Here is a 24,699-nt window from a genome sequence, read left to right as displayed (position 1 = left end):
ACATTTGGAAAGGTTTGTAAAGTCTCTTTCATGCTTTATCTGCATGTGACAGCTGTGCCCGCGGTGGCATGGAGCGAAGGAAAATAAGATTATGGAACATGCTGTTTGTTGCGCCTTCCTTGCCATGTTGCAAGGGCAGGCGCAAGCAAACCTGGCAGATCCGGTTTCAGTAATTCAACCAAAGTTTGAATGAGGAAAGTTTTTCTTCGCTGATGGTGATGGGTGATTTGTAAGGAGGGAGGACACTGATTACTATCTTGCCGTTAAAGTAAGGTTCGGCATGGTCTATGGCATCAATGCTGATAATCATCTGACGGTTTGCACGGAAGAATTGTCCGGGGTTCAATTGTTCCATCAGTTTGTTCAGAGACAGGTCGATAATGTGTTCCTGTCCTTTTTTAGTAACGGCGAAGGTTATTTTGTTCTCAGAATAGAAATAGGCGATATCTGCTACTTGAAGAGACCAGAAGCGGTCGGCTCCATAGATGAGAAAGCGGGTGCGGTAACGTCTGTCTTTATGTTGCAGGGTGTCTAGCAGGGTATCCAGATATTCATGGGGTTGGGGGAGGCCTTTGTTTTGCAAAGTCTCGTATTTGATGATGGCATCAAGCAGGCGTGTCTCGTCAATGGGTTTCAGTATATAATCTATGCTGTTTACGGTAAATGCACGGATGGCGTATTGGTCGTAGGCGGTCGTAAAAATAATGACAGAGGAAGGGTGTACGGCCGAAAGGAAATCGAAAGCGTTTCCATCTGCCAGCTGGATATCGAGGAAGATAAGGTCGGGTTGTGGGTTTTCTTTGAACCAGGTCACGGCTTCATCCACACTGCCCGGTACGATGGTCACTGTCCATTGCGGGCGCAGACGGGTAATCATGGAATGTAGCAGGCGTGCTGCGGGTATTTCATCTTCTATAATGATTACGTTTAGTTTATTCATATCCTAAAGGTACTTTTACGGTAAATAAATTATTTTCTTTGATGACAATGATTTCCTCGCCAAGCATCAATTTGCAGCGGTTGGAGAGATTTTTCAGTCCTACCCCGGAAAGGGAGTCATTGCTTTTTTTAGGTTGGACAGGATTACTTACTGTCAGGTAATTTGACTCTATCCCGATATGGATCCGCATGGGCTTGGCAGAGGTGATGGAGTTATGCTTGATGACATTTTCCACCAGTAGTTGCAAAGTCAGGGGGGGGAGCATGGCGTCGGAATAATCATCGGAGATGGAATATTCACAGCTGATGCAGTTTCCTAGCCGTACTTCGTGCAAAAAGAGATAGGAGGTCATAAAGTCCAGCTCTTCATTTAAAGGTACTAAGGTTTTGTCCTGGCTTTGAAGTACATAGCGGTAAACGCTGGACAAATGTTTGGTGAAACGGACAGCGTTGCCTGGATTGTATTCTATCTCGGCAATCAGTGTGTTAAGGCTGTTGAACAGGAAGTGCGGATTGAGCTGGCTTTGCAGGGCGGCATAGCGGGCTGTATTGTTCTCCTTTTGAAGTTCGGCGGTTTCCTGTTGTAGTTTCAATGTGTTCTGAATGGAGCGGTTGGACAGAAGCAGCCCTACGATGACTAATTCTACCAGCCACACTAAAATGAGAATCCGCCAACCGCCATTGGGGAAAATAAAGATGTTATAAGAACCTACCAGCAGTTTTCCGACAATCAGTAAACTGTAGTTCAGCAGAAAGAACAGCAGCGTTACGGCTATATAGATAAGGATGATTTTCCAGCGTCTGCGGAGATTCAGTGCGTACTGGTTGTTTAACCATGAACTGAGCCGCAGGGTGGAGTAACCGAGGACATTGAAGGCGGTGACGAAAAAGATAAAGGCGCCTTTGGAATAGAGTATATCTGCCACCTGGGGGGATAATTCGGAATAATTGGCTAGCAGGAGATAGGAAAAAACTCCTAATCCTGAAAACAAGAGGCCGTATAGTATGACATTCCATTTCATGTGAACAAAGCTACGATATTTTACAGAATAATAACAGGGTGAAGGGAGATAAAATTAATATATTCCATTCACCCGTAGGGAGGATATCTGTCCGGAAGCCATGACAATGCGATACTGTCATTCATGGTTTCCGGACTTTGTTTTAGTATTTATTCAATGCTTTCAGTAATGCGGAATAGTATCCTTGTGCGGAAACCTTGGCTTGTACATGGTTGGTTTGTGAGGCCTGCCGATAGTTCTGGGCTTCTATCACTTCCACTACTGACACCTTTCCTTCCGTATATCTTTCCAATGCCATACGTTCGTTTTCGCGGGCTTTCTCCAGTGAGCTTCCGGTCAGTTGTACTTGTTCCATTGCTTGTGATAACGATATGCGGGCTGTCTGTACTTCCAGGTTCACATGGTCGCTTGTCTGGTGCAGGTTATCGGTAGCGGCACCTATCCGGAAGGAAGAGGCCCGTTTTTCATTTCGCCGTTTTCCCCATTCGAAAATAGGTACAGACAACTTGGCGTAAACGGCATAGTTGGGATCAAGGTCGGATTTGAAGTTATATCCGGGTGAGGAATAGCTTCCTTCTATGCCGACATACAGTTGCGGTTTATATTTGGAGTCAGTCAGTTTCTTTGAGCTTTCGGCTATACCTATTTGGTCGTATGCCATTTTTAATTCCGGCCGGTTGGAGCCATTCTGTTCCCATAGCTGTTCATTCATTACGACGGAAGGAATGGTATCTTCCACTTCTGTTGTTTCATGAAGTTCCATGCCGATGAGTGAGTTAAGTGCCATCCTTCCTGTTTCCAGGTTACTTTTTGCCTGAAGCAACCGGTATTCGGCCTCATTCAGTTTCACTTCTGCCATAAGCAGGTCTTGTGGATCAATCAGACCTGCTTCCACCCGTTCCCGGATGGTGTTAGTCAGTGAGGCGATGGAATTCCGGTAGTCGGTGGCTACTTGCAGAAGTTCGGCACGGGCTACAGTGTTCCAGTATTGCATATCGGTTTGATAGCACACGGCGGAGCGGAAGTATTCTGCCTGGTGTGCTGCCAGACTATGTTGATGCTTTGCCATCCGGATGGTTTCCAACAGCCGTCCGCCTGTATAGACCGGTTGTAACAGGCTGAGTGAGGCACCGTATTTCATGTCCTTGCCTTCGAATGTCAGCGGGTTCTGCATACTGGGTAAGTCCAGAGTGAGCTGGATGGGATTGCCGGTGTATTGGAAGTTGGCGTCACCCGAGAGCTTGGGACGCAAATCTTTCCGGGCGGCTTTCTCCAGCTCGAGGCTTGCCGAGATATGTTTATCCGCCGCCTTCAGGTCGTGGTTGTATGCTACAGCCATCGACCTGTACTTTTCCAATAAATCACTTTGTTGGGCGAAAGTAGCGGACGGAATACTAAAAATAAAGATGAACAGTATATCAATTCTTTTCATAGGATACATATAATCAGTTACTTAATCTTGTAAAACATGGCATATAGTGCCGGGGTTACGAATAACGTCAGCAATGTGGCGAACGTCAGTCCGAAGATAATGGCTGCCGCCATGCCTCCAAACGCTATATCGAATAATAGCGGTACCATTCCCAGAATCGTGGTGGTAGCTGCCATCAGGACAGGCCTTGTTCTTGACACTGTGGCTTCTATGATGGCGGTATAAGGTACGATTCCACTCCGGCGCTGTATATTTATTTCATCCAGCAGTACAATTACATTTTTAATAATCATACCTAGTAATCCCAGCCATCCGGCAATGGGGAAGAAGCCGAAGTCAAATCCGGTAAGTAGCATCCCTGCGGCAACACCGATAAGGGAGAGCGGAAGTACGCATAGAATAATGACCGGCTGGCGGAAATTACCGAATAATGCCACCAGGATCACTATGAGCATCAAGAAAGCCAAAGGGAAAAATTTGGCAATGGCCTGCATGGCTTCACCTTGGTCTTTGTGCTGGGCATCCCAAAAGAAGGTATATCCCTTGGGCAACTCTATCGCTTCTATCTCTTTCCGTATTTCTCCGTGTACTTCGGCCATGGTGTGTCCCGGTTTTACTCCACACATGGCTGCCATGGACAACTGACGGTTGTAGGTACGCATCTGCGGAAATTCCCAGGTGGTTTCAATCTTTTCCGTCACTTGCGACAGGGGAGCCGAATGCTCTCCGTTCCAGACAGAGAAATCACCTAAAGACTGGGCGTCCGTAATATGGACTCTTTCCGATTTCAGCAATACGGGTACTTTCTTTTCATTATCCCGATAAATACCTACGGGAGTTCCGTCACTGATGGACTTGACGGATTTCATCATTTGTGCTTTGGTGATGCCTAGCGCACCGGCTTTTACGGGGTCGTAAACGGGGCGGATCATTAAATTCATATTTCCCCATTCATTGCGGGCGTCCGCTACTTTGGGATTACGTCTCATAATCTCTATGGCTTTTCCGGCCAGTGAATCCAATACGGCAGGATCCGGTCCAAGGAAGCGGGCCTCGATAACCGCCTCTGTCAAGGGACTCAGTTCAAACTTGTTTACTTTTATCAGAGGCTCGGGATATTTTTGACGGATGGAGTCTTGCAACAAAGCATGTAATTGTCTTGATTCTTCAGAGGAGTTGCATTTCACCAATATCTGTGCGTAGTTGGACTGAGGACCGAAAGCTACATTGGACAAATAGTAACGGGGCGGAGTACGGCCTATGTAGGTGGAGACCATCTCCGTTTCTTTGTGGCCGCGGATATAATCGGCCAAGCTGCTTGCCATACGGTCTGTCTCATTGATGTTCGTTCCTTCGGGCAGCCACATATCTATGGTGAAGTATTGCTTGTCCAGAGCTGGCACGAATACTTTGGGAATAAATTTGAAACTCCAGGCAGAGAGTATCAGCATAACGACCAATGAACTGATGGTGACTGACCGGTGGCGGAGCACCCAATGCAGGGCATTACGGAAATGGTTGTAGTATTTTCCATCGAATAAAGATGTCTTCAGTTCCTCCGGACGGGGACGACGTGCAAATTCCTGTATAAAGAAAGGAGTCTGTGTCAGAGCGAATACCCAACTGAACATCAATGAAACTCCGATAACCACTACCAATGAAGATAGCAACTCACCCGTGATATGCGGTGAATAATAAATGGGGAGGAAAGTAAGAATAGCGATGACGGTCGCCGCCAATAAAGGCAAGGCGGTAGCCGAGCAGGCACGCATGATGGCGACACGTTTCCGCATTCCGCGCTCCATATTGATTAAAGCCGAGTCTGAAACGACAATGGCGTTATCTACCAGCATTCCCATGGCGATAATGATGGCGGCCAGTGACATCCGTTGAAGTGCGATGCCGCAAGCCATCATGACAATAAGGGTAGCGAAGATGGAAAAAATCAGTCCGCTACCAATCAAGATGCCATTCTTGAATCCGATGAAAAATAATAGAATGGCTATAACAGTTAGAACAGAAATGATAAGATTCAAGATGAATCCTTGATTGGCAACGTCTGATTCATATCCCTGGTCGTAAATAGAGGTCAGCTCATATCCTTCGGGCATGGATTGGGACAGTTCGTCAATGCGGTCTTTCACGGCTTTGGCCATATCTACCACATTTCCGGTCGGAACAGTGGAGATGGCTACACCTATGGCCGGATTACCGTCAATGCGCATCAGATTGCTGGCAGGTGTCTGATAGCTTTCTTCTATGTGTGCAATGTCGGCAAGGCGGAAATGTTCGCCCGAGCGTGAGACGATAGTCAGGTTGCTGATATCATCCAATGAGTAGAAATTTCCGGTAGATTCAATGCGCAGGCGGTTTTGTCCGGCGTCAATACCTCCGGCATCCACCACTTTGTTTTGCGCTTCGAAAGCGCGGGCTATGTCCGAAATCGTGACTCCGCTTTGTGCCATGACAGACGGGCTGACTGATACGTCGATAGTGGGTGTCTGTATACCGTAGATTTCTACTTTGGCTACGTCTTTTACTTTCAGAAGCTCATTTTTAATGATCTTGGCTTCGTCCTCCAGTTCCCGATAGGTATGGCCGTTTCCGGTAAGTCCATAGAAAACGCCCAGTACATCTCCAAAGTCATCGTTGACGACAGAAGGCCCTGCTCCTGCAGGAAGTTTGCCTTGCACATCATTTACTTTGCGGCGTAATTTGTCCCAAAGCTGTTGCATTTCGTCTGCCCGGATTTCCTTCTTTACGTAAACGGTTATTTTGGAAAGTCCGGAGCGGTTCTCTGTTTTCAGATAATAAAGCTCACCCATGGATTGAATGGATTCTTCCAGAACATCGGTTACCTGGGATTGTACTTCGGAGGGGGATGCTCCGGGATAGGGAGTCAGCACGAGTGCCTGTTTGATGGTAAAGGGGGCGTCTTCCAGTTTTCCCATTTTGATGTAGGAGAACAGGCCGCCGGCCAATATCAATATCAACAGCAAGATAGTGACTGCTTTCTTTTGTAGAAAATATTTTACTAGTTTCATGTCTGCTCGTTTCTTTGATTTTATTCGTTCTCTACACTTATTTTCATTCCGTCCGACAAGAAGCGGAGTCCGCTTGTAGCTACGGTTTCATCGGGATGTAAACCATCGGTGATGGCTATGTAGCCATTCGGCAACAAATCTCCTTTTTTTACTTTCCTTAAACTCACTTGCCGGGTGTCGGTATTTACTATCCACAAGTAATCGCCTTCTGTGGGCCGATGACAAAGAGCTGTTTGAGGAACGGCCACTCCACTAGGGGTGTCTGTTGCTATGGAAGGATTGTTTAGCCTTGCTTTTCCGGACATGCCTGCCAGTAGTTTCCCTTCTTTATTGGGGAGCAAGGCGGTCAACAGATAGGAGAGATTGTTGCGGGTTGTTCCTTTTGAGACTTCCACAATCCGTGCTTCATATACTTTATCGGGCTGGGTGTCGAATCGTACTTGTATTGTATCTAGTGCCTGGGCTGTACGGGCAATGTCTTGAGTGACATAAATCTCCAGTTTAAGTTGGTCTATGTCAATGAAAGACATGACAGGTTCGCCAGCTTTCACTTCTTGAAATTTTTCCATATATACTTCGCCTGCATATCCATTAAATGGGGCGATAAGGCGTGTGTCTTCCAGTTCGTATGAAGCTGTGTTGAAAGTTGTTTTGGCGGTGATATAGTCTGCTTTTGCCTTTTCGTAAACACTTGCGGAGATATTGCCTTTATCATAGAGTTTTTGTATACGGTCAAATTCTGCTTTTGCCTGATGGAAGACAGCTTCGGAGCGTTCTTTGCGGATGCGGAAGTCGCGCGGGTCTATTTCGGCTATGATGCTGCCTTGTTTGTACCGGTTACCTGCATATACTTCTAAACGGTCAATGGGTCCGCCTACCCGGAAGGATAGTTCGGAAGTGCGGAAAGGCCGGGCGATGAAGGAGAATTCTTTGTCACTGTGGTGTGAGACGGGGACAGCTTGTATTGTTTTTACAATAAAGTCTTGTTTCTTTTCATGGTCTCCGGCAGCACAAGCGGAAAGTAGTGCGGCGAGCCCTGCTAATAGCATGGAATGTACGTTTATCTTCATATCTTGTCTTTTAAATTTGTGGCAAAAGTAAGAATTGGGAGGGGAGTGGAGGTGGGAGAAGATGCCGAAGCCGGAAAAACAGGATCGGAAAAAGGAAAAACACGGCCTGAATAACTTTGTCCATGAAGTAAAAAAAGATATATTCAAGCAACTTTTTATACAGAATAGCTGTTTTTTATCAGTGAGATGATTAATTATAAACTTTTAAAAACAAAGCGTATGTATTTTATTTGGTACATTATTATCGGAATCATTGCTGGTTTTGTTGCCGGTAAGTTGATGAGGGGAGGAGGTTTCGGACTCTTTATTAATTTGCTGGTCGGTATTGTTGGCGGTGTTTTGGGAGGTTGGGTCTTCGGTTTGTTCGGTATTGCAGCAACAGGTATTATTGGCAGTCTTGTAACCTCTATTGTGGGAGCTATATTGTTGTTGTGGATTGTATCTTTGCTTAGGCGGCCTGATGTATCTTGAATCAGAAGCAAAAAGGAACCGTCCTGATGGCATGTTGGTGTAAAAGAAATCCCGAGACCAAGGCCTCGGGATTCTATCATCTTGAAATAATTTTCTTATTCCCACTCAATGGTGGCATTGGGTTTGGGCGACATGTCATAACATACACGGTTGACATTCTTCACTTCTTTCAGAATACGGTCCGTGATTTTCATCAGAATAGGCCAGTCCACCGGTTCGATAGTAGCTGTCATGGCATCTATGGTGTTGACTGCGCGGATAATAACAGGCCAGTCGAATGAACGGGCGTTGTCACGCACGCCTACTGATTTGAAGTCGGGCACTACGGTGAAGTATTGCCATACTTTCTTGTCCAAGCCTGCCAGTTGGAATTCCTCACGCAAGATGGCGTCCGATTCGCGAACAGCTTCCAGACGGTCACGAGTGATAGCGCCCAAGCAGCGTACTCCCAAACCGGGACCGGGGAACGGTTGACGATAGACCATATCGTATGGTAAGCCCAGTTCCACTCCACAGGCACGGACTTCGTCTTTGAATAACTGACGTAAAGGCTCTACTAATTCAAACTGTAAATCCTCGGGCAAGCCCCCTACATTGTGATGGGATTTTACCATCTTTGCCGTTTTGGTACCACTTTCTACGATATCGGGATAAATTGTACCTTGTCCCAAAAAGTCGATGCCATTCAGCTTACGGGCCTCTTCTTCAAACACACGAATGAATTCACCACCGATAATCTTGCGCTTTTGCTCCGGATCGGCTACATTTTCCAGCTTGCTCAGGAAACGGTCTGTAGCATCCACGTAAACCAAATTGGCATTCAACTGATTCTTGAAAACTTCAATCACAGCTTCTGATTCGCCTTTACGCATCAATCCATGATTTACATGTACGCATACCAGATTATTGCCGATGGCTTTCAGCAACAGGGCCGCTACCACAGAACTGTCCACACCTCCGGAAAGTGCCAATAGCACTTTCTTGTCGCCTACCTGGCGGCGGATCAATTCAATCTGGTCATTGACAAAGTTTGTCATATTCCAGTTGGCTTCTGCCTTGCAGGTATCGAAAACAAACGATTTGACAGCGTTCTTTATTGCCTCCACATCATCTGTCAGTTGGGGAAGCTTCACTTCGCAGCGTGCTTTGTCATGACCGGCAGCCATTACGGGGAATCCTGCTTCGTAAACCTCGGGAAGCACATCAATATCTACTCCGTCAATCACATGGTTGGGACCGCCATTGATAATGACGCCCTTTACATTGGGCAATGCTTTCAGCTCGGCGGCTGTGATATCGTGCGGGTAAATTTCACTATATACACCCAAGGCACGAATTGCTCTGGCAAGCACGGTGTTTTCAGTACTTCCCAAATCCAGAATAACAATCATATCTTGTTTCATTCCGTTATGTTGTTTTAAGTTATTAGTTGGTTATCTATTCTTATTCCCATTCAATAGTGGCAGGCGGTTTGGACGAGATGTCATAGCATACGCGGTTCACACCTTTCACCTTATTAATGATGTCGTTTGAAACCTTGGCCATGAATTCGTAGGGAAGATGAGCCCAGTCGGCAGTCATGGCATCCGTGCTGGTTACGGCACGCAGGGCAACGGCGCGTTCGTATGTACGTTCATCACCCATTACTCCCACACTCTGTACCGGTAGCAGGATTACGCCTGCCTGCCATACCTGATGATAAAGGGAGGTCTCGTTTCCGTCCGCATCTTTCACTTTCCAGTCTCTCAATCCTTGGATATAGATATCATCGGCATCTTGCAGGATGCGGACTTTCTCGGGGGTGATATCGCCCAGAATACGTACGGCGAGTCCCGGTCCGGGGAATGGATGGCGTGTAATCAGATGTTCCGGCATACCCAGTTCACGACCTACGTGCCGTACTTCATCCTTGAATAACAGGCGCAGCGGTTCACATAGTTTCAGATTCATCTTCTCAGGCAATCCACCCACATTGTGATGGCTTTTGATTACAGTGCCGGTGATGCTCAATGACTCGATACAGTCCGGATAAATGGTGCCTTGTGCCAGCCATTTCACATCTTTAATCTTATGGGCTTCCTCATCGAATACGTCGATAAAGCCTTTGCCGATAATCTTACGCTTCTTTTCAGGTTCTTCCACACCAGCCAGCTCGCTGAAGAATTTTTGGCTGGCATCCACTCCGATTACATTCAGCCCGAGACATTCATAATCATGAAGTACGTTTTTAAATTCATTCTTACGCAGCATGCCGTGATCTACAAAAATACAGGTAAGGTTCTTGCCTATCGCCTTATTCAGCAATACGGCTGCTACAGATGAGTCTACTCCGCCGCTTAGTCCCAATACTACTTTGTCATTTCCCAGTTGTGCTTTCAGTTCGGCTACAGTCGTTTCAATGAAGGATGCAGCGCTCCAGTCCTGTTTCCCTCCGCAAATATCGACTACAAAGTTTTTCAGAAGCTGGGTTCCATCTTCACTGTGGAACACTTCCGGATGGAATTGTACTCCCCATACTTTCTCTTCCTTTATCTGATAGGCAGCGATGGCTACTTTATCTGTCGAAGCGATAATTTTGAAATTTTCGGGAATGGCGGTGATGGTATCTCCGTGGCTCATCCATACTTGTGAGTGTTCACGGACATTCTTCAATAGTGGGTTTTCTTGGTCGAAAGTGGAAAGATGCGCACGTCCGTATTCACGTGTACCGGCCGGTTCCACTTTTCCACCGTTGGTATAGGACATGAACTGTGCGCCGTAGCAGATGCCCAAAATAGGATATTTTCCGCGAATGTCACTCAAATCGACTTTAAAGGCGCTTTCATCATAAACAGAGAAAGGGCTTCCCGAAAGAATAACGCCGATAACGGACGGATCATTGTGTGGAAATTTGTTGTAGGGCACAATCTCGCAATAAGTATTCAGTTCGCGAACGCGACGCGCTATGAGCTGTGTGGTTTGTGAACCGAAGTCGAGAATAATGATCTTTTCTTGCATATATTATAAGATATGTAAATGATTTCGTGCCGCAAAGATACTCAGAAAAAATAAAAATCCGTCATGCTGTTACGGCTTTTTATAATTGAATTGAAAAAACTTAGTTCTTCCTGCTTTCTTGTAGGGGAATAGGCAAAAAAAGATGGGTCTGTTTGGAAAATGCCGGCTGGTTATGTAAGTCACGGGCTGTCCGGCAAGCGTTTGAAGGACAGCCCGTTTTTATTTGGATAAGATCTTATTTTTTGTCGTTCTGTTCTTTCAGCAAATCACGGATTTCTGTAAGTAACACCTCTTCCTTGCTGGGGGCGGGTGGAGCGGCGGGGGCAGGTGCTTCTTCTTTCTTGCGGTTCAGTTTGGCAAGTAATCTTATAAATAAAAATATAGAAAAAGCAATGATGATAAAGTCGAAGGTGGCTTGTAGGAAGTTGCCGTAATTCAATGTCACGGCAGCTTTTTCAACTCCGTCCACCACTTCAGCCGGCTTCAGCTGTAGTTTCAAATCTGTAAAGTTCACTCCACCTACCAGTAATCCGATGGGAGGCATAATAACATCGGCTACAATGGAAGATACTATTTTACCAAAGGCTCCACCGATGATGACACCGACTGCCATGTCAATGACGTTTCCGCGCATTGCGAACGCCTTAAAATCTTGCAAGAAGCTACTTTTTCCCATTTTTTTTTATTTTAATATGAATTTATGTGCGAATATAAAAACAAATTCTTATTTTTGCACCGCGTTTAGGAAATAAATACTAAATGTTTAACAACATTCCAGTGTAGAGTGTTTAAAAGCTATATTATAAAACCTTTAAAATTTAAACAAAATGATTAAAGTAGGTATTAACGGATTTGGTCGTATCGGCCGTTTTGTATTCCGTGCAGCTCAGAAAAGAAACGATATTCAGATCGTAGGTATCAATGACCTTTGCCCGGTTGATTACTTAGCATATATGTTGAAGTATGACACTATGCACGGACAATTCGAAGGTACTATCGAAGCTGACGTAGAAAATAGCAAATTGATTGTGAACGGTAATGCAATCCGCGTAACAGCTGAAAGAAATCCGGCCGACTTGAAGTGGGATGCAATTGGTGCTGAATACGTAGTTGAATCTACTGGTTTGTTCTTGACTAAAGAAAAAGCTCAGGCTCATATCGAAGCTGGTGCTAAATATGTAGTTATGTCAGCTCCTTCTAAAGATGATACTCCGATGTTCGTTTGCGGTGTAAACGAAAAAACTTATGTTAAAGGTACTCAGTTTGTTTCTAACGCTTCTTGTACTACTAACTGCTTGGCTCCTATTGCTAAGGTATTGAATGACAAATGGGGTATCACTGACGGTTTGATGACTACAGTTCACTCTACAACTGCTACTCAGAAAACAGTTGACGGTCCTTCTATGAAAGACTGGAGAGGTGGTCGTGCTGCTTCTGGTAACATTATCCCTTCATCTACTGGTGCTGCTAAAGCTGTAGGTAAAGTTATTCCTGAACTGAACGGTAAATTGACTGGTATGTCAATGCGTGTTCCGACTTTGGACGTTTCTGTAGTTGACTTGACAGTTAACTTGGCTAAACCGGCTACATACGCTGAAATCTGTGCAGCTATGAAAGAAGCTTCTGAAGGTGAATTGGCAGGCGTATTGGGTTACACTGAAGATGCAGTTGTTTCTTCTGACTTCTTGGGTGACACTCGTACTTCTATCTTCGATGCTAAAGCTGGTATCGCTTTGACTGATACTTTCGTTAAAGTGGTTTCTTGGTATGACAACGAAATCGGTTACTCTAACAAAGTATTGGATTTGATCGCTCACATGGCTTCTGTAAACTGCTAATCAGTTAAAAACCATATAGCGAAAGCCGTCTGAATTACTTCAGACGGCTTTTTTTATGGAGTTTTGCGTGGTAAGTTGCACATTTTCGTTATCTTTGTGCGACTGTTACAAAAACTTAGGATGGAAAAGTATGATTTGATAACGATATTAGGACCTACCGCTTCAGGAAAAACTCCTTTGGCAGCGGCTTTAGCTTACCAGTTGGACACCGAGATAATCAGCGGAGACAGCCGGCAGATATATCGCCGGATGGATCTGGGCACGGGAAAAGATTTGGAAGACTATACCGTGAATGGGCGGCAAATACCTTACCATCTGATAGACATTGTAGAGCCGGGATACAAATATAATGTATTCGAATATCAGCGTGATTTCCTGAATGCATATAGTCAAGTGAGATTGAAGGAAAAACTCCCGATATTATGCGGAGGTACGGGTATGTACATTGAATCCGTGCTGAAAGGATATAGACTGCTTCCTGTTCCCGAAAATCCGGAACTCAGGGATTCATTGGCGGGTAAATCATTAGAGGACCTTACCCGGTTGCTGTCCACTTACAAGAAACTTCATAACTCTACGGATGTGGATACTGTAAAACGGGCTATCCGCGCCATTGAGATAGAAGAATATTACAAACAGCAATCACCGGAATACCGTGAGTTTCCGCAAATCAATAGTCTGATTGTCGGAGTAGATATAGAGCGTGAATTACGTCGTGAGAAAATATCCCGCCGTTTGAAACAGCGTTTGGACGAAGGGATGGTGGACGAAGTAAAAGCTTTGCTGGATAGTGGCATTCCTTCCGAGGATTTGATTTATTATGGATTGGAATATAAGTATTTGACTTTATATGTTTTGGGTGAACTTTCTTTTGATGAAATGTTCCATCAATTGGAAATAGCAATCCATCAATTTGCCAAGCGGCAGATGACATGGTTCAGAGGCATGGAACGGCGAGGATTCACTATATATTGGTTGGATGCCTGCCTGCCTATGGAAGATAAGGTGGAAAAAATTATTAATTTGTTACACACTAAAAACTAAATGTTATGGCTGTAGAACCAAACAGATGGGGGATTATTTATAATCCGAAAGCCGGAAGCCGTAAGACTCAGAAGCGTTGGAATGAGATACGTAGCTATATGGAAAGCCGCAAGGTGGTTTTTGACTACGTACAGTCCGAAGGTTTTGGATCGGTGGAACGTCTCGCCCGTACCTTGGCTAATAATGGCTATCGTACTATTGTGATTGTAGGTGGAGACGGAGCGATCAATGATGCTATTAACGGTATTATGACTTCTATGGTGGAGGATAAGACAAATATCGCTTTCGGAATCATTCCTAATGGCATTGGTAATGATTTTGCCAAATATTGGGGATTGGATGAGGATAATTATAAAGCAGCGGTGGATTGGATTATCAATCGTCGTCTGAGGAAGATTGATGTGGGGTGTTGTAATTATTTTGATGGCGAGAAACATACTTCCCGTTATTTCCTGAATGCCATATATATAGGTCTAGGTGCGCGTATTGTACAGATTTCAGATGGTACCCGCCGCTTTTGGGGAATACGTGAGTTGTCTTTTGTCGCTTCTATGTTTCTTTTGTTGTTTGAGCGTAAACTGTACCGTACGCATCTTCGCATCAATGGCGAACATGTTCGTGGACGAATCATGACAGTGTGTGTGGGGAGTGCCCGTGGGTACGGTTTGACACCTAGTGCAGTTCCTTATAATGGTTGGCTGGATGTGTCGGTTATTTATCGTCCGGAGCTGATGCAACTTTTCTCGGGGCTGTGGATGCTGTTGCAGGGACGTATTTTAAATCATAAGATGGTGAAACCTTATCGTACGCGGAAAGTAAAAGTACTACGTGCGCAGAATGCTTCGGTCAGTTTGGACGGGCGTATTTTAGACCGTCATTTCCCTTTGGAAATAACGATCCAGCCGGAAGCTATAACTTTGATTATTCCTAATTGAAAATATAAATACTTATTTCTCACTTTAAACATGTAAAGCGGAGTAAGTATCTCAATGAATATAAAGATGATGACAATTTCAGATTTAAGAAATAAAGATAATTTCTTTTTACTAGCTGGCCCTTGTGTGATAGAAGGAGAGGAGATGGCTCTCCGAATAGCGGACCGTGTTGTGAAAATAACAGATAAACTGGGTATTCCCTATGTGTTTAAAGGATCTTATCGTAAGGCTAATCGTTCCCGTCTGGATTCGTTTACGGGAATAGGTGATGAAAAAGCTTTGAAAGTACTTCGCAAAGTACGGGAAACTTTTGATATACCGGTAGTAACCGATATTCATAGTGCCGGAGAGGCTGCTATGGCCGCTGAATATGTGGATGTGTTGCAGATTCCTGCTTTCCTCTGTCGCCAGACTGATTTGCTGGTAGCGGCGGCCCGTACCGGAAAGATTGTCAATATAAAGAAAGGACAATTCTTGTCACCGGGTGCCATGCGTTTTGCGGCTGATAAAGTGGTGGAAGCTGGTAATGAGCAGGTTATGCTGACAGAACGTGGCACTACTTTCGGCTATCAGGATTTGATTGTGGATTATCGGGGTATTCCGGAAATGCAGACTTTTGGTTTTCCTGTGATTCTGGATGTAACCCATTCTTTGCAACAGCCTAATCAGACAACAGGCGTCACGGGCGGTATGCCGCAACTTATTGAAACGGTAGCCAAGGCCGGGGTGGCGGTAGGAGTGGACGGTTTGTTTATGGAAACCCATGAAGATCCTTCTGTAGCTAAGAGTGACGGGGCAAATATGTTGAAACTGGATTTGCTGGATGGATTGTTGACCAAACTGGTGAGAATCCGTCAGGCATTATAGGTAGAACTCGTTGGGGACTTCGTTGGCCAAGTAACTTAACTTACTTTGCCATTTAACATAACTTACTTTGCCCATGAAGTTAAGTTACTTTGCCAAGTAACTTAACTTGCTTGAATAGCGTAAAAATAAGGCCGGTTCTTGTCATAGGAGCCGGCCTTATCTTTCTTCAGTGGGGATGAAGAAAGCACATTGGCAGATGTGGATTATTTTTTTAGGATATAAGCCTTCATGCGGGCTATATCATTCAAGTAATCTTGCAAATCTTGTTCATGCTCCTCTTCTTCAGCCATAATGTAAAGTTTAAGTTAGTGTTTATTATAATTTAGTCTGCTGCGGGTATAGTCATGTCATCTAATACCTCTACACCTTCCTGGTTTATCTCTTTTTTTACATCTGAACTGGTATAAAGCCAGATTCCGAACCCCAGCACAAATAGAATAAGGAGGATGATTCCCCATAATTTACCTTTACTCATAGTTTTTTTGTTTTAGTTTTCTCTTAATAACAGCTGGTGATGGAAAAGGTTTTTATAAGTAGGGAAAAAAGGCGTCTGTTATGGAAAAGCAGACGCCTGTGTGTGAGGTATATGATTGATATTGGATCTTATCCTATCTTACTGATCTTTTTTAGTTTCTCTTCATCAATGATTTTAATTTTCCTACCATCGATGGTGATCAGTTTTTCTGTGGCGAAATTAGAAAGCGTACGGATTGCGTTCGAAGTTGTCATATTCGATAAATTTGCCAGATCTTCTCGTGAAAGGTAAATACTTAGTGTGGATTCGTCTTCTTCTACTCCGTATGTATCTTTCAAGAACAACAGCGATTCTGCCAATCGCCCGCGAATATGTTTTTGAGTAAGATTTACGGTTCTCTCGTCAGAAATACCTAAGTCTATAGAAAGTTGGCGGATAAAGAACAGCGCTAATTCGGAGTTGTCTTTTATCAGTTTCATAATGGCCGGCATGGGAATAAGGCAGATTGTGCAGGGCTCGAAAGCAGAAGCTGCTGTTACGAAGTTTCCTTCGGCAAAAAAGGCGCGGTATGCAAAATATTCTTTCGTCTTTAATACGCGGATAATCTGGCTACGTCCTCCCACGCCTTCTTTGTAGATTTTGACTTTTCCACTAAGAAGACACATAAGGTGCATCGGAGTTTCTCCTTCGCAGTATATCGTCTCATTCTTTTTATACTTCTGTATTGTAAAGTTCTGAGCCAAGAACTCTCTTTGTTCCTGCGTTAAAGGTTGCCACAAGTCTGGTATGCTTTCAGCAATCTCAGTTTCTGATAATTCTTTTCTAACCATAAACGTGCTATAAAACCGTGTTATAGAGCACAAATATAAGAAGAAAAAATAAAAGGAAGAAGTAATGAGAAGAAAAAAGAAAGATATATTATCAATTTATCTTCAAAAAATAACAAAAGGATAGGTTCTTATGGCCTATCCTTTCTTTTTTTTGTGAGATTTTATTTGGTGAACAGTAATTCACGATATTTAGGTAATGGCCAAATCTCATCATCTATTTCCAGTTCCAAATGGTCGATATGGTCGCGGATTTCTTCCAGATATGGACGCACTTGCTCTTCATAACTGAAGGCTTTTTCCACTTGGCTTCCCAAATGGTTGGCCACCTTTCGGGCTTCTGTCATGCTGTGCACAGCTTTTTTGATGGCCAGTATGCGGTTTTGGATCTCGCGCACCAGATTCTTCCGGTCTTCGGTCAGTGCTTCGTATTCTTCGGCGGGAAATATTTCTTTCAGGCCGCGAAGGTTTTCTAACAGTCTGTTTTGATAAATTACAGCTGTGGGAACAATATGATTGATGGCGAGGTCACCTAGTACGCGACTTTCAATCTGTACTTTTTTAGTGAACTTTTCCAGTTCCACTTCTATGCGGCAGAACAATTCGTTTTCATTGAATACCTTTTCACCTATCAGTACAGAGCGGGATTGCTCGTCGTTGAACTTCAGGATGGCTTCGGGCACATGGCAAATATTGGTCAGTCCGCGTTGCGCGGCTTCTGCTTTCCACTCTTCCGAATAGCCGTCACCTTCAAAGCGGATGTTTTGTGAAGCGATAATGGTTTCTTTTAATACCTTGTATAAAGCTTCTTCCTGTTCCATGCCTCCGTTTACCAATTCATCTATCTGGGCTTTGAACTCATTCAACTGGTGTGCCATAGCTGCATTGATAACAATCATGGATGCGGCACAGTTGGCAGACGAGCCTGCGGCGCGGAATTCAAAACGGTTTCCGGTAAAGGCAAAAGGAGAGGTGCGGTTACGGTCTGTATTGTCTTGCAGGATGGCAGGTATGCGGCCGATGCCCAGTTGCAAGGCTTTCTTTTCATCGGGAGTCAGCTCGGCGTCGTTCAGACGTGCCACGACTTCGTCCAGCATGTGGGAAAGGTGACGCCCAAGGAAAATAGACAGAATAGCGGGAGGCGCTTCATTCGCTCCCAGGCGGTGGCTGTTTCCGGCACTGACAATAGAGGCACGTAGCAAATCCTGGTTTTTATAGACCATCATCAGTACGTTGACTATGAAAGTCAGGAAAAGCATATTTCCTTCTGCGGTTTTGGCGGGGGAGAACAAATTGATACCCGTGTCAGTACAGAGTGACCAGTTGTTGTGTTTGCCCGATCCGTTTACTCCCTTGAATGGTTTCTCGTGGAGCAGTACGGTGAAATTATGTTTGGAGGCGATGCGCTTCATCAAGTCCATTACCAGCTGGTTGTGGTCGTTGGCCAGATTTACGTCTTCAAAAATGGGAGCTAGTTCAAATTGGTTGGGAGCTACCTCGTTATGCCGTGTCTTTACCGGAATACCTAGTTTATGACATTCCAGTTCCAGTTCTTTCATGAAGTTGGTTACACGCGGAGGGATGGAACCGAAATAGTGGTCGTCCAGTTGCTGGTCTTTGGCAGACGAGTGTCCCATCAAGGTGCGTCCGGTCAGACAAAGATCCGGACGTGCATTATGCAGTGCGGTGTCTACCAAAAAGTATTCTTGTTCCCAGCCCAAATTGGCGAATACACGTTTTACGTTTGGATCGAACATTTTGCAAACCTCCGTTGCAGCTTTATCTACAGCGCCTAATGCCTTTAGTAAAGGAGTCTTATAGTCGAGCGCTTCGCCTGTGTACGAGATAAAGATCGTAGGAATACAAAGTGTGCTGTCCACAATGAAAGCCGGAGAAGAGACATCCCATGCCGTATAGCCTCGTGCTTCAAATGTGTTACGGATACCACCGTTGGGAAAACTGGAAGCATCCGGTTCCTGTTGAATAAGCAGTTTGCCCGAGAAGCGTTCTATCACATTTCCTTCGTCACCGAATTCTATAAAGCCGTCGTGCTTTTCGGCAGTTCCGTCGGTCAGGGGCTGGAACCAATGAGTGTAGTGGGTAACGTTGAAGGTCTTTGCCCAGTTCTTCATGCCGTTGGCTATCATGTCAGCCATTTCACGATTGATGGGGGTACCCTTTTCGATTGCGTTTATTACTGCTTTATAAGCCTCACTAGGCAGATATTCCTGCATTTTTTTACGGTCGAACACGTGGTTGCCGTAATAATCAGCTAACTTCTCAGAGGGGTAGTCAACTTCAACGGGGCGTCTGTTGGCTAACTCCTGTAGAGCAAAAAATCTCATTTTGGACATCTTGTCTTTCTTTTACTGGTTGTTGGCTGCAAAAATACTGCTTTTTGATTAATAATTCGCTATATAGCTAGTCATTTTTCATTTCTGTTAAGGATGTTAATTAAGTATTATCATGCATCAGCCTGTTGGTTTTTGCTTATATTTGCTTTCCAAACGCTGAAAAGAGAGTACATTGATGCACTATATACGGATTGTCAGACTGATTATACTTTGCCTTTTGTTGCCTTTAGCTGTTCAGGCTAAGAGGGAAAAGGTTGATATGCCCGACAAGCCGGTGGTGTCCGACTCCATCCTTCAGTGCATCTTTCAGTTTTCTCCGTTCTATTCCCGTATCATTGATGAGTATAAGGCCGATTTATATATGAAAGGAAAGGTGAAAGTACACAAGCGCAATCATCTTATCCGCTATGTGCCGTCCATGTTCCGTTTTGAAAAGCACATCAATGATTATCTGATGGAGTCTCTTAGTGAGTTGCACTATACGGCTCCGGATATATACGACCGTAAAATAAAAGCGGTATCTACTACGTTTCCGCGTAATAAGGGACAGATAACGGATGTGATGGATTATTTGAACATGAATATCTATTCTTCTTCATTGATGTCCGATAAACTTCTTTCTCCACTGGATAAGAAATCCAGCAAATATTATAATTATTTGTTGGATTCTATAACCGGCCCTCCCGACTGCCAGCGGTATAAAATACTCATTATTCCCAAATTCCGTGGTACGCAGTTGGTCAGTGGATATATGTGGGTCAGTGATCAGACGTGGACTATTCGTGAACTTTATATTGAAGGCGTTTATGATGTGATCCGTTTTAAGGTTCGTGTCAAGATGGGAGATGAGGGTGATGTGGAGTTTCTGCCGGTGCAGTTTGATCTGAATCTTGTTTTCAAATTTCTGGGCAACCATCTGGAAATGGATATGGGAGCTTGGTTAAAGTACAATGAGATTGAATTTTATGAAGGGGCTGCCCGGCGTAGATCTCAAAAGAAACATCATCATGACCTTACGGAGTCCTATAAGTTGACTTGCGATTCAGAACAGTTGATAACGGACAAGGAAAAGTTCAATGAATTGCGGCCCATCCCGTTGTCCGCTTTGGAGGATTCTTTGTACAGAAGTTATGCTTTACGTCGGGATACGCTTCTGCATATACCGAAAAAGAAGAAGAACGAGCGTCTGGAGTTTTGGGGAGAGCTGGGCGATATGCTTATCAGCAGTTACAGTGTGAACCTGTCCAGCATGGGAAGTGTGCGTTGTTCTCCACTTATAAATCCGGTGTTGTTGGATTATAGTCACAGCAGAGGTTTTTCATACAAGCAGAAGTTTAAATACAGCCGGCTTTTTCATGATGGACGTGTGCTTAGAGTCACTCCGCAGATAGGTTATAATTTTACACATAAGGAACTTTATGTGAAGGCGGATGCCGATTGGCAATATTGGCCGGAAAAGCAGGCTGGGTTCGAGGTCAGTGTGGGTAATGGTAACCGCATATATAGTAGTGTCGTATTGGACCAGCTAAAACAATTGCCTGATAGCACCTTTAATTTTGACAAATTGGAGTTGGACTATTTCAAGGATGTGTATCTCAATCTGTTCCATAATATCGAAATAGTGAACGGTTTGTTTATTAAAGCGGGTGTGTCCGTACATTGGAGGTATCTGATAAATAATTCGAAGGTCATTCTTGAAAAGCCGTTGCCCGATAAGGATTGGGCGGCATTGCGGGGCATCAGATCAGAATACAATAGTTTTGCACCTCGTGTCCGTATTGAATGGACTCCTGGCATGTATTATTACATGAACGGTCGCCGGAAGATGAATGTAGGCTCTAGTATGCCTACTTTTATGCTGGATTATGAACGGGGCATTAAAGGTGTATTCAAGAGTACGGGTGCTCATGAACGTTGGGAGTTTGATATACAGCAAAACTTGAAGCTAAGCGGAATCCGGAGTATCGGTTATCGTATCGGGGGGGGGATGTTTACCAAGCAGGAAGATATGTATTTCGTGGATTTTGCCAACTTTGCCCGTCGTAATCTCCCCGAAGGATGGAATGATGATATTGGTGGCACTTTTCAATTGCTGGACGGACGTTGGTATAACTCCTCACGCCAATACTGGCGGGGGAATTTCACTTACGAGTCTCCTTTTATTCTCTTGAAACCCTTAAACCGTTGGCTGGGGTTAGTCCAGCAGGAGCGCTTGTATGGTGGTATTCTGTTTATGCCGCATCTTAATCCGTATATCGAGTTGGGGTATGGCATCGGCACGCATATATTTGATGTGGGGGCTTTTGTAAGCACTATCAACGGGCAATTTGATACCTTTGGTTTTAAATTCACTTTCGAGTTGTTTAATAAGTAATGTTGTTTGCTTCGATGATATAATAAAGCCTTGTTCTGGCAGAATATGCAGAACAAGGCTTTCATCAAATTGAAAAATAAACCTGAAAACAATTAATTTACCGGGACTTCTACTCGTTTTCCCGTTGCTGAAACCGCATAGAGTTTGAAGCCGTTTTTCCAGCCTGTTGGTATGGTAAATGTATCTGTCGGTGATGGGGCGTTTTCACCACTGCTGATCAGAATGAATTTGCCGGTGCCGTCTTTTACTTCGTAGGTCACTACGTTTTTCCAGTCGGGTATTGTTATGGTTTCTCCATGGTAAGTGACTGTGTTCTTACCCGAACCTACGGTAAATGTCCTGGGAGAATGAGTTGCATTCCCTCCTCTGATTATTTCCGCTTTTGTTCTATATAATTCGCTTGTATTGTCCGAAATGTACTCTAATGCTACATCCGGAGTAGGGAGTCCCAATGCGTTTACCCTTTGTTTAAGGGCTTCTATCATAGAGGGTGTCACGGTCATTTGTTTTATTCCATAGTCATCCACTTCTTTATTGACAGGAGTCAAAAAGCCCCATTTGCTAAAGAAATCAAGCAGATTCATGCCCGATATTTTAGAGCAGGCATATACAAAGTCCAGTTGAATATCTCCATTGCTCATTCCGGAGTAGTTTTTGTTACGGGCATATTCATATACCGAGGGATAAAAACCTCCTCTGTCTGCTTGTTTCAATGGAGTTCTGCCTAGTGCTTTGCCGAAATAGAGTTCCAATTGCCAGAAAGGCACTAGTTTGCAGAATACGTCATCAGCATGATTCTCTATGTCCCGGAAATCAGAGTGTGGGCTTCCGGCCGCAATGATTGCGTTCCATGCTTTAGAGTACCTGTTTCTGTAAACTATCCCCATGTCTTCGACTTGCAATCTGGAGGGCTGTCCGAAAATGACGGTTTGTATGTATTCGGACATGATGTTTGTTGTCACTTCTGTGGTGCCTGCCCACATTACTCCCGGCCTTATTTGGTTGCAATGTCCCATTTCGTGGGCAGGTCCCCAGCAGGAGCTTGTTTTCAATTTGGCAGGGTTACAAATGTCTTTCATGACAATTCGGTTGTAAGCTGTGTGATAGGAAGTGGCATACATATAAGCTTTATACATCACATTCAGATATAGTCTGTTTCTGAACATTTTGTTTTCTTTCTCCAGTCCCAGCATCACTTGTTCGTTGTAATCTATTTGGTCGAAAATGTTTATCAGTTCTTCTCCATCGGAACCTGTGTAGGTTCTGAAGTCGTTTGTCTCGAAAGTGAGATGGGTATATTTTCCCAATACGTCAAAATACCGGTTGGTTGCCTTGCCCAGCAATTCAGTCCAGCGCCCGGTGTGTGCCGGATTCTGTAAATCGAAATACCCGTTTACCGTTCCCGAAGCAAAATGTATTTTGATGGGAGTTGCATTTGGATCGTCCAGCGTCTTGGTGAGGTACGTCACATAGACCAATCCCTGTTCGTTGATGGTTAGTTTGTTGATTCCTTGGTTCAATAAATAAGCGGTTCCACCAAAACCATCTTCGTTGGGGGCATCCAGATTCTGAATTCTTAGTCCGATGTCATATCCGTGTGTGTCTCCTACTAGAACAATCAGGTTTTCGCCTGCCTTGACAGCTATTCCGGTTGGATTGTCCAGTAAACTGTATGGATAAGTCTTGTGGGTGCTAGCCTGAATATCCGGATCAGGGTATGCTTTAAATTCATTGATGCGAAATTCGGAGGGATATTTTCCTCTCATCATATAGTAAGCGATGTTTTTAAAGAACGGATATTCGCAACGGGCTATGTCATCATCAGTTATGCCGGCTTTTAGTTCACTACAACTGCCGTCGGTAAATAAGGTTGAATAATCAAAATTAGCCGGATTCTTGGCGAAGAATTCCATTTCGGCGCACGATGCGAAACCTTGTCGGTCTCCGCTACCGCTTTTTATAATGAAACGGAAGGATTTGGCTTGAACACTCCGGTCAAACGTCACTTTACTTGCATGGTTTGAGCCTTGGAAGTCTTTGTCAAGAAGTTTGGTAAATGTGAGTCCGTCTGCTGAATAGTCTATTTCCACTTCCTTGAACCGGCCGTTATTACCATTGCTGCGCGGATGATAAACCAGATAATCGACATCCGTTAGTGCTCCAAAGTTATAGGTCAGCGTGATGGGGAAATAATTGCTGGCAGTATTATTCCAATTAGAGTGATACAGTGTGGAATAATCTTCGTCAAAAGATTTTTCGATATTGCTGCCGGGCTGGAATGAAGAAGCGGTTCCACTTGTCACTTTTATTTTAATGTCTCCGTTAACGTCTTCTCCGCTTCCTTCGGCGAACTCATTGAGTCCTTTCTGGATAACGGATATAGAGGTACTTTTAGGTGTCACCTCTTCGGATTGTCCATCTTTTGTACTAGAACCGGCTAGTATTTCTGTTATTTCAATAGATCCTTGCCGTTGATTGTCTGTCTTTGTAGCCTCTACCATGTAGCTGTATGTGGTAGTGACTGTGGCAGGTGAACGTGGGGCGGCTTTAGAGGTAATCCATTCGGGTAAACTGATTGCTACATTGACATTGGATGTTACTGCAAAACGGATTTCTCCTCCTGCAACACCTATTTTAAAAGCGGATTTGTCTACCAGAATGGAGGCTTCGTACCCCAGTTGGCGTACGGTAAGCTTCCTTATTTGCCCGGAAGCGGTGAGGGTAACAGTCGCTTGGCGCACGTATCGCTCTTCGCTTTCATCCACGTCAATTCTCAGTGCTTTTCCTTCGGCAGACGGGTGACACCAACTTTTGTCTGCTTTGGCTGTCCAGTTGTCGATATTCGTTGTGACAGTTATCCGCTGGCTGCCGGAGTCGCTGCTGAAATCAACCGATTCTTTGTCAATGTCCAAACTGGCTTCTTGCGAACGGTCTTTATCAGAGCAGGCGGTAAGCCAGTAGGATAGAAATGCAATGATAAGTAAGGAGTATATATTTCTTTTCATGGCTG

General features: G+C 44.4%; 18 protein-coding genes and 1 pseudogene. 6 read left to right on the top strand and 13 right to left on the bottom strand.

The genetic code is table 11. The features are described from left to right. Nucleotides 1–166: 166 nt before the first annotated feature. The 5 genes from ACYQ0C_RS12760 to ACYQ0C_RS12740 all read right to left on the bottom strand — a co-directional run bounded on the left by ACYQ0C_RS12760 (nucleotide 167) and on the right by ACYQ0C_RS12740 (nucleotide 7,507). On the bottom strand, nucleotides 167–940 hold the full coding sequence (locus tag ACYQ0C_RS12760) for a LytR/AlgR family response regulator transcription factor (RefSeq protein WP_016276219.1): 774 nt from the start codon (nucleotides 938–940) through the stop codon (nucleotides 167–169). Beyond that, nucleotides 933–1,961: a sensor histidine kinase gene (locus ACYQ0C_RS12755; protein WP_016276220.1), complete on the bottom strand. Its 1,029-nt coding sequence runs from the start codon at nucleotides 1,959–1,961 to the stop codon at nucleotides 933–935. The genes ACYQ0C_RS12760 and ACYQ0C_RS12755 overlap by 8 nt, the downstream gene beginning before the upstream one ends. Nucleotides 1,962–2,103: 142 nt before the next feature. After that, on the bottom strand, nucleotides 2,104–3,393 hold the full coding sequence (locus ACYQ0C_RS12750; protein ID WP_025077116.1) for a TolC family protein: 1,290 nt from the start codon (nucleotides 3,391–3,393) through the stop codon (nucleotides 2,104–2,106). A 17-nt stretch (nucleotides 3,394–3,410) separates the two neighbouring features. Further along, nucleotides 3,411–6,437: an efflux RND transporter permease subunit gene (locus tag ACYQ0C_RS12745; protein ID WP_016276222.1), complete on the bottom strand. Its 3,027-nt coding sequence runs from the start codon at nucleotides 6,435–6,437 to the stop codon at nucleotides 3,411–3,413. A 20-nt stretch (nucleotides 6,438–6,457) separates the two neighbouring features. Further along, nucleotides 6,458–7,507 (bottom strand): efflux RND transporter periplasmic adaptor subunit, encoded by a 1,050-nt coding sequence (locus ACYQ0C_RS12740; protein ID WP_016276223.1) that lies wholly within the window; start codon nucleotides 7,505–7,507, stop codon nucleotides 6,458–6,460. 219 nt (nucleotides 7,508–7,726) lie between these two features. Between ACYQ0C_RS12740 and ACYQ0C_RS12735 the strand changes: the two genes are divergently transcribed. After that, nucleotides 7,727–7,978 (top strand): GlsB/YeaQ/YmgE family stress response membrane protein, encoded by a 252-nt coding sequence (locus ACYQ0C_RS12735; protein ID WP_016276224.1) that lies wholly within the window; start codon nucleotides 7,727–7,729, stop codon nucleotides 7,976–7,978. Nucleotides 7,979–8,073: 95 nt separating this feature from the next. Here ACYQ0C_RS12735 and guaA (ACYQ0C_RS12730) read toward each other — a convergent pair whose 3' ends face one another. From guaA (ACYQ0C_RS12730) to mscL, 3 genes are all read right to left on the bottom strand, one after another. Continuing rightward, nucleotides 8,074–9,381: a glutamine-hydrolyzing GMP synthase gene (guaA, locus tag ACYQ0C_RS12730; RefSeq protein ID WP_016276225.1), complete on the bottom strand. Its 1,308-nt coding sequence runs from the start codon at nucleotides 9,379–9,381 to the stop codon at nucleotides 8,074–8,076. Between the two features lie 40 nt (nucleotides 9,382–9,421). Next, entirely contained in the window at nucleotides 9,422–10,975 is a 1,554-nt protein-coding gene (gene guaA, locus ACYQ0C_RS12725) for a glutamine-hydrolyzing GMP synthase (RefSeq protein WP_016276226.1), read from the bottom strand. A gap of 235 nt (nucleotides 10,976–11,210) precedes the next feature. Then, nucleotides 11,211–11,651 (bottom strand): large-conductance mechanosensitive channel protein MscL, encoded by a 441-nt coding sequence (gene mscL, locus ACYQ0C_RS12720; RefSeq protein WP_016276227.1) that lies wholly within the window; start codon nucleotides 11,649–11,651, stop codon nucleotides 11,211–11,213. Between the two features lie 151 nt (nucleotides 11,652–11,802). Here mscL and gap point away from each other — a divergent pair, with 151 nt between their 5' ends. From gap to kdsA, 4 genes are all read left to right on the top strand, one after another. Next, nucleotides 11,803–12,813 carry a type I glyceraldehyde-3-phosphate dehydrogenase gene (gene gap, locus ACYQ0C_RS12715; protein WP_016276228.1) on the top strand — a complete coding sequence of 337 codons (1,011 nt, stop codon included), beginning with the start codon at nucleotides 11,803–11,805 and terminating at the stop codon, nucleotides 12,811–12,813. 120 nt (nucleotides 12,814–12,933) lie between these two features. Then, nucleotides 12,934–13,857: a tRNA (adenosine(37)-N6)-dimethylallyltransferase MiaA gene (gene miaA / locus ACYQ0C_RS12710; RefSeq protein WP_016276229.1), complete on the top strand. Its 924-nt coding sequence runs from the start codon at nucleotides 12,934–12,936 to the stop codon at nucleotides 13,855–13,857. A gap of 5 nt (nucleotides 13,858–13,862) precedes the next feature. After that, nucleotides 13,863–14,792, top strand: coding sequence for a diacylglycerol/lipid kinase family protein (locus ACYQ0C_RS12705; RefSeq protein WP_016276230.1), 930 nt, complete (start codon nucleotides 13,863–13,865; stop codon nucleotides 14,790–14,792). A 69-nt stretch (nucleotides 14,793–14,861) separates the two neighbouring features. Next, the gene (gene kdsA / locus ACYQ0C_RS12700) at nucleotides 14,862–15,659 is read left to right on the top strand and encodes a 3-deoxy-8-phosphooctulonate synthase (protein ID WP_032941741.1); all 798 of its coding nucleotides are present in this window, start codon (nucleotides 14,862–14,864) and stop codon (nucleotides 15,657–15,659) included. Between the two features lie 203 nt (nucleotides 15,660–15,862). Here the strand turns inward: kdsA and ACYQ0C_RS12695 are convergent. From ACYQ0C_RS12695 to ACYQ0C_RS12680, 4 genes and pseudogenes are all read right to left on the bottom strand, one after another. Next, nucleotides 15,863–15,955, bottom strand: a pseudogene (locus tag ACYQ0C_RS12695) (ferritin-like domain-containing protein); the annotation flags it as partial. A gap of 26 nt (nucleotides 15,956–15,981) precedes the next feature. After that, the gene (locus ACYQ0C_RS12690) at nucleotides 15,982–16,134 is read right to left on the bottom strand and encodes a hypothetical protein (RefSeq protein ID WP_016276232.1); all 153 of its coding nucleotides are present in this window, start codon (nucleotides 16,132–16,134) and stop codon (nucleotides 15,982–15,984) included. 128 nt (nucleotides 16,135–16,262) lie between these two features. Then, entirely contained in the window at nucleotides 16,263–16,964 is a 702-nt protein-coding gene (locus tag ACYQ0C_RS12685; protein WP_005839272.1) for a Crp/Fnr family transcriptional regulator, read from the bottom strand. 161 nt (nucleotides 16,965–17,125) lie between these two features. Next, a complete protein-coding gene (locus ACYQ0C_RS12680) occupies nucleotides 17,126–19,315 on the bottom strand; it encodes a glutamine synthetase III family protein (protein ID WP_016276234.1) in 2,190 nt (729 codons plus the stop codon). Between the two features lie 175 nt (nucleotides 19,316–19,490). On the opposite strand from ACYQ0C_RS12680, the gene ACYQ0C_RS12675 reads away from it, so the two are divergent. Continuing rightward, entirely contained in the window at nucleotides 19,491–21,689 is a 2,199-nt protein-coding gene (locus tag ACYQ0C_RS12675) for a DUF5686 family protein (RefSeq protein ID WP_016276235.1), read from the top strand. Nucleotides 21,690–21,781: 92 nt separating this feature from the next. Here ACYQ0C_RS12675 and ACYQ0C_RS12670 read toward each other — a convergent pair whose 3' ends face one another. Further along, complete coding sequence (locus tag ACYQ0C_RS12670; RefSeq protein ID WP_016276236.1) at nucleotides 21,782–24,694, bottom strand: M60 family metallopeptidase; 2,913 nt, start codon at nucleotides 24,692–24,694, stop codon at nucleotides 21,782–21,784. Nucleotides 24,695–24,699: the final 5 nt, after the last annotated feature.

It is taken from the genome of Phocaeicola sartorii JCM 17136 = DSM 21941 (assembly GCF_054653615.1).
Note: the sequence above shows the minus strand (reverse complement) of the source record. Positions and strands in the feature narration are given on the sequence as shown.

Coding starts and splice junctions, on each gene's coding strand:
- gap (WP_016276228.1), top strand. CDS start 11,803: ATGATTAAAGTAGGTATTAACGGATTTGGTCGTATCGGCCGTTTTGTA.
- ACYQ0C_RS12675 (WP_016276235.1), top strand. CDS start 19,491: ATGCACTATATACGGATTGTCAGACTGATTATACTTTGCCTTTTGTTG.
- ACYQ0C_RS12745 (WP_016276222.1), bottom strand. CDS start 6,437: ATGAAACTAGTAAAATATTTTCTACAAAAGAAAGCAGTCACTATCTTG.
- miaA (WP_016276229.1), top strand. CDS start 12,934: ATGGAAAAGTATGATTTGATAACGATATTAGGACCTACCGCTTCAGGA.
- ACYQ0C_RS12680 (WP_016276234.1), bottom strand. CDS start 19,315: ATGTCCAAAATGAGATTTTTTGCTCTACAGGAGTTAGCCAACAGACGC.
- ACYQ0C_RS12760 (WP_016276219.1), bottom strand. CDS start 940: ATGAATAAACTAAACGTAATCATTATAGAAGATGAAATACCCGCAGCA.
- ACYQ0C_RS12740 (WP_016276223.1), bottom strand. CDS start 7,507: ATGAAGATAAACGTACATTCCATGCTATTAGCAGGGCTCGCCGCACTA.
- guaA (WP_016276225.1), bottom strand. CDS start 9,381: ATGAAACAAGATATGATTGTTATTCTGGATTTGGGAAGTACTGAAAAC.
- guaA (WP_016276226.1), bottom strand. CDS start 10,975: ATGCAAGAAAAGATCATTATTCTCGACTTCGGTTCACAAACCACACAG.
- mscL (WP_016276227.1), bottom strand. CDS start 11,651: ATGGGAAAAAGTAGCTTCTTGCAAGATTTTAAGGCGTTCGCAATGCGC.
- ACYQ0C_RS12750 (WP_025077116.1), bottom strand. CDS start 3,393: ATGAAAAGAATTGATATACTGTTCATCTTTATTTTTAGTATTCCGTCC.
- ACYQ0C_RS12685 (WP_005839272.1), bottom strand. CDS start 16,964: ATGGTTAGAAAAGAATTATCAGAAACTGAGATTGCTGAAAGCATACCA.
- ACYQ0C_RS12670 (WP_016276236.1), bottom strand. CDS start 24,694: ATGAAAAGAAATATATACTCCTTACTTATCATTGCATTTCTATCCTAC.
- ACYQ0C_RS12705 (WP_016276230.1), top strand. CDS start 13,863: ATGGCTGTAGAACCAAACAGATGGGGGATTATTTATAATCCGAAAGCC.
- kdsA (WP_032941741.1), top strand. CDS start 14,862: ATGACAATTTCAGATTTAAGAAATAAAGATAATTTCTTTTTACTAGCT.
- ACYQ0C_RS12755 (WP_016276220.1), bottom strand. CDS start 1,961: ATGAAATGGAATGTCATACTATACGGCCTCTTGTTTTCAGGATTAGGA.
- ACYQ0C_RS12690 (WP_016276232.1), bottom strand. CDS start 16,134: ATGAGTAAAGGTAAATTATGGGGAATCATCCTCCTTATTCTATTTGTG.
- ACYQ0C_RS12735 (WP_016276224.1), top strand. CDS start 7,727: ATGTATTTTATTTGGTACATTATTATCGGAATCATTGCTGGTTTTGTT.